The 4461-nt window shown below is 66.1% G+C and carries 5 protein-coding genes; 2 read left to right on the plus strand and 3 right to left on the minus strand.

The annotated features are described in order from the left end of the window. The first annotated feature begins 31 nt into the window (after positions 1-31). Positions 32-313, plus strand: a complete 282-nt coding sequence (locus tag ABFX56_RS02545) for a hypothetical protein (RefSeq protein ID WP_346231711.1) — start codon at positions 32-34, stop codon at positions 311-313. A gap of 21 nt (positions 314-334) precedes the next feature. On the opposite strand, the gene ABFX56_RS02550 is transcribed toward ABFX56_RS02545, so the two are convergent. Then, a complete protein-coding gene (locus tag ABFX56_RS02550) occupies positions 335-793 on the minus strand; it encodes a carboxymuconolactone decarboxylase family protein (RefSeq protein WP_346231712.1) in 459 nt (152 codons plus the stop codon). A gap of 82 nt (positions 794-875) precedes the next feature. After that, positions 876-1529 (minus strand): DUF1684 domain-containing protein, encoded by a 654-nt coding sequence (locus ABFX56_RS02555; RefSeq protein WP_346231713.1) that lies wholly within the window; start codon positions 1527-1529, stop codon positions 876-878. Positions 1530-1774: 245 nt separating this feature from the next. On the opposite strand from ABFX56_RS02555, the gene ABFX56_RS02560 reads away from it, so the two are divergent. Next, on the plus strand, positions 1775-2986 hold the full coding sequence (locus ABFX56_RS02560; protein WP_346231714.1) for an LCP family protein: 1212 nt from the start codon (positions 1775-1777) through the stop codon (positions 2984-2986). A 12-nt stretch (positions 2987-2998) separates the two neighbouring features. Here ABFX56_RS02560 and ABFX56_RS02565 read toward each other — a convergent pair whose 3' ends face one another. Then, positions 2999-4366 carry a D-alanyl-D-alanine carboxypeptidase family protein gene (locus ABFX56_RS02565; RefSeq protein WP_346231715.1) on the minus strand — a complete coding sequence of 456 codons (1368 nt, stop codon included), beginning with the start codon at positions 4364-4366 and terminating at the stop codon, positions 2999-3001. Positions 4367-4461 lie beyond the last annotated feature (95 nt).

Raw genomic sequence — 4461 nt, forward strand, 5'->3', positions numbered from 1 at the left:
CCCCCTCCAGCGGCAGCCATAGGCTGGCGGTATGACGGATGCCGTACCTCCAGCAGGACCTCATTCACAGCGGGCAGCTGCGGAGCCGGTGCGCCTCATCGCGACGGTGCCGCTTGGCACCAGGATGACGGTGCGCACGCGGATCGACGGCGGCTTCACCGACGCGGTCGGTTATCTGCGCGCGCGCACCGACACCGAGTGCGTGGTAGAGACCAGACGCGGCACAGTCGCGCTTGAACTGGCACAGGTCACCGCTGCCAAGGTGGTGCCACCACCGCCACCGCGCCGAGCCCCTCGCTACCCAATCGGGTAGGACCAGCCCAGGCGCGACGACTTAGTTGACTTCTGCTGGAAGACTCTGGTGGGTGCTGACCGCAAGACGGTTCCACACGTTGATGGCCGCAATGGCCATCAGCAATTGCACGACTTCCTTCTCCTCGAAGGCGGCGGTGACGCGCCCCCAGACGAGGTCAGACACCCCGCCGTTGCCGATGAGCGTGACTTCCTCCGTGAGGGCGATGGCGGCGCGTTCCCGCTCGGAGTAGAGCTCCGGCGCCTCTTCCCAACCGGCGAGCACGTCAATTCGTCGGTTGTCGACACCGGCGGCGCGTGCCTCACGTCCGTGCATGTCCAAGCAGAACGCGCATCCGTTGATCTGCGAGGCGCGGATCTTCACGAGCGCCAGCAGCGCTTCGCCGAGGGTTCCGGCATGGATGTATTTCTCCATGGCATACATCGGCTTGTAAGCCTCGGGGTCGATTTCGTGGACGGAAATGCGTTGTTCGATTGACACTGTCGTGGTTCTTTCTGTTCGGAGTGTACGGGAAGCGGTGTAATTCGATGCTACGTCGGCTCCCCAGCTGCCGCACTGCGGCCTAGTAGCCTGCCCCGAACGACAATTCGCCCACCGGCACTGCCGTGGTGAGCCGGTTGCCGGCTTGCGGCAGCGGACACGCCCACGCGGGGTCGTAGGCGCAGGACGGGTTGTAGGCGAAATTGAAGTCGAGGACGAGGCTGATCGCCGCGAAATCACCGGCTGCTGCACCCGGCCCGAGGTAGGCACCTTTGATGGTGTCGAGCAGGTAGCGTCCGCCGCCATACGTTCCGCCCGGTCGTCCGGCCAGCCCATCGCGCACCGGAAGGAAGATGCCGCCGGCGTAACCGGCCAGGCGCCACACGTCGAGCGAGCCGATGCCGCGAAGGCGCACCGTGCCGAGGAGGTCGAACGGCACCACACCGTCGGTGCCGGTCTCCACCTCGAGCCGCTGCGGTTGTTGTGCCGGCTCCACCACCGCGTCGAACCGCCAGGCCGGATCGTAATCCGCCACCGTCAGGCCGGTGAAGGTGGCACGGTGCTCCGGCAGCAACGGTGACGACGGATGCGTGGCGAATAGCTCATCGCGCCCGTCCCGCCAGAGGGAGTGGGCGGCGGCCGGGTCATCGGCGCTGAGTTCGCGCACCTGCGCGTAGAGCTCGAACACCCGAAGCCGCCAGTCGACGATGTTCGCCGCGTCCCACGAATTTTCCATATGACCAGGTTCCCACTCGATCAGCCTTAACGACCTCGCATCGACTGTCACACCTGCGACAAAAATCCAGCAATGGTCGCTAGCGTGAGAGGGTGCGCACGCTACGACTGTTCCGCGCGCTGATTCATGTGCCCCACGAGAGGTGACCCGGCGTGAGTTCCCACAGGTCTACCCGATCACCGCGCCGCGCGCCCGCCGAACCGGTCAGGCATGGTCAGCTGAAAAGCAAACGGCCGTGGGCAACCGTGGCGAAGATCATTGTCGCGATCGTCGCCGTTGCCGGCGTGGGCGGCGCGTCGGTGGTTGCCATTGCCGCCTGGGACATCGCCAGATCTGGAAAGCCGGGAATTCACCTCGAGCACGTCCCGGGGGCGGCCGGGGCCACCGGAGACCAGGTCACGGCCATCGACGGGGAGGTCAATCTATTGCTCGCCGGGACCGACACCCGCACCGGGCAAGGTGGAGCCTTCGAGACCAAGGACGAACTAGCTGGTAGTTCCGGCGTCGGAAAGAACGACGTAACCATGCTGCTGCACATCTCCGCGGACCACAGCGATGCGACGGTGGTGTCGTTCCCGCGGGACATGGTGATCCCGATCCCCAGCTGCACGGCACCCGACGGGAAGACGGTGCCGGCTACGAGGGCGGCGATGATGAACACCACTCTCGAACGCGGTGATCTCTCCTGCACCGTCCGCACCGTCGAGACTCTCACCGGTATGCACATCCCGTTCGCCGCGAAAATCACCCTGGAGGGGGTGACCGCGATGTCGAACGCCATCGGCGGGGTGACCGTGTGTCTGGCCACCCCGGTGGTGGAGCGGTACACCATTCCCCCGCTGAACCTTGCTGCCGGACCTCAGACACTCGAGGGTGCCGAAGCACTATCGTTCCTGCGCAGCAGACACGGAGTCGGAGACGGCAGCGATCTGGGCCGCATCAGCAACCAGCAGGTGTTCCTCTCCGCGCTGGTGCGCAAGGTGAAGTCGGCCGGAGTGCTCGGCAATCCGCTGGCGCTATATCCGCTGGCCAAGGCCGCGGTGTCGAACATGCAGTTCTCCGACACCCTCACCGATCCGACCACGCTGGTGAAGATCGGGCTCGCCTTGAAGTCGATCGATCTGAACCACCTGGTCTTCGTGCAGTACCCGACAGTGCCCAATCCCCGGGATCCGAATCGGGTGATCCCCGACCCCCTCAATGCGGATGCGGTCAACCTGGCCCTGCGCACCGACCAACCCGTGCAATTGACGGGGAAACTGGGCGAAGCCGCGGTGCTGGACCCGAACGCCCCGAGCGCCTCCCCCACTCCGTCGAATGTTCCCTCCGCGTCACCATCCGGTGGGATATCTGCCAGCCCGAGCCCTTCGACCCCGGCGGCGGTGACCCTCGGGCCGACGGTGACCGGGCAGACCGCGGCCGACGAGACCTGCACGAAGGGGTTCAAGCGACGCTGATTCCCGGTGCAGTTACTTCGTCAGCAGTTCCGCCGGATGGGTCAGCCGCCACCAGGCATCCGGGCCGTTGAGCGCGCCGTCGAGCACGAGCGGTACCGTGACCGTGCGCCTTCCGGCGACGAACGTCGCCGTGCCCACCCCGGACCCGCGCCTGGCAGTGGTGACTCGCTTGGTCGTGAGCGTGTCGGTGATCGGCAGATCAGACCAGGTGAGGACGGATGCGCCGTCCGCGGCGACGACAGCGGCGGTGTCGCCCCACGCCGTGGTGTAGGTGCCCAGCTTCTGGTGTTGCGTGAGCAGCGGCACTCTATGGAAGCCGGCCTTGATGCTGCGTAGAAGCGCGCGTGCCGCGTCGTTGACGGCGTTGTGGTCCGTGCCGCCGAGAATCACGCCGAGCACGGTGATCGGCTTGGCCAGTCCCACCTCGACGGTGGCGGAGAACAGCAGACAGGCGCCAGCGGCATCCAGCGTTCCGGTCTTGATGCCGGTGACACCATCGACGCCGAGGAGCCGGTTGGTATTCGGCAACGCGTCGAAGCCGGGCACGTCGAGGTTTTTCGACGCCACAATCGCGGCGATCAATGGGGTGGCGAGCGCCATCTTTCCCAGAGTGAGCAGGTTCGCCGGCGTGCTCACATTCCGGGAGTCGATCCCGGTCGGTTCGACGACCGTGGTGCCGGTGAGATCGTGCACGCTCAACCACGATTTCACAGCTCGACGGAACCCGGCCTGAGAGCCGAACGCCCAGTCCGTCACCGCCTCCGCGTAGTTGGAGGCCGAGACCACGAGCATGAGCTTCAGAGCATCCCGTTCCGACAAGGTGCTGCCGGCTTTCATCGGTTGCTCGGTGGCCTGCAGCACGTAGTACTTGTCGTAAAGGTCAGCGTCGGTTTTGCTGAAGGTGATGCTGGGACCGTTCTCAGTGGCGCCGAGCGGTTTGGCGTCGAGCACGACCAGGGCCGTGATCAGCTTGCTGATGCTCGCGATCGGGCGCGGCCCCGGGCCGCCGCTAGCGGCGAGGATGCCGTTGGTTCCGGCGGTGCTGGTGAACTCTTTTGCGCCGGAGATACTGATGGCGCTGGCACCGACCTGCGGGAGCGACAGCACGGCGGCGACCGGCTGTGCCACCTCCGGCAGTTCTACACTCGCTGTTGCAGCATCCACCGGCGCCATCAGTGTCGTCGGCACATAGGCGCCGATCCCGGCAACGATCACGAAGGCGACAGCGCCGCCAATAATCCGCCGCCGACGCCGGCGGCGCCGAGCGGCGCCGAGCACCTCTGGATCGAGCCGGTGTGCCTGCCACCGCTCCGCATCCGCACTGGCGCGCTCCAGGAGCGCGGCGAGGTCGTCTGCGCCCGCGGGGAACTCGTCCCTCACCAACAGCGGCCGAGTTGAGAGAGTGTCGCGAAAGTACCCACGCTTGATGCTACGTCGCGGGAGCCACCGCCAATGGAACAGTAGACGGCATGGCT

The sequence above is a fragment of the Parafrigoribacterium mesophilum genome (assembly GCF_039652555.1).
Classification (GTDB): Bacteria; Actinomycetota; Actinomycetes; order Actinomycetales; family Microbacteriaceae; genus Parafrigoribacterium; species Parafrigoribacterium mesophilum.

What these genes read in the sequence shown, in the direction of transcription:
- ABFX56_RS02545 (WP_346231711.1), top strand. Translation starts at nt 32, where the DNA reads ATGACGGATGCCGTACCTCCAGCAGGACCTCATTCACAGCGGGCAGCT.
- ABFX56_RS02555 (WP_346231713.1), bottom strand. Translation starts at nt 1,529, where the DNA reads ATGGAAAATTCGTGGGACGCGGCGAACATCGTCGACTGGCGGCTTCGG.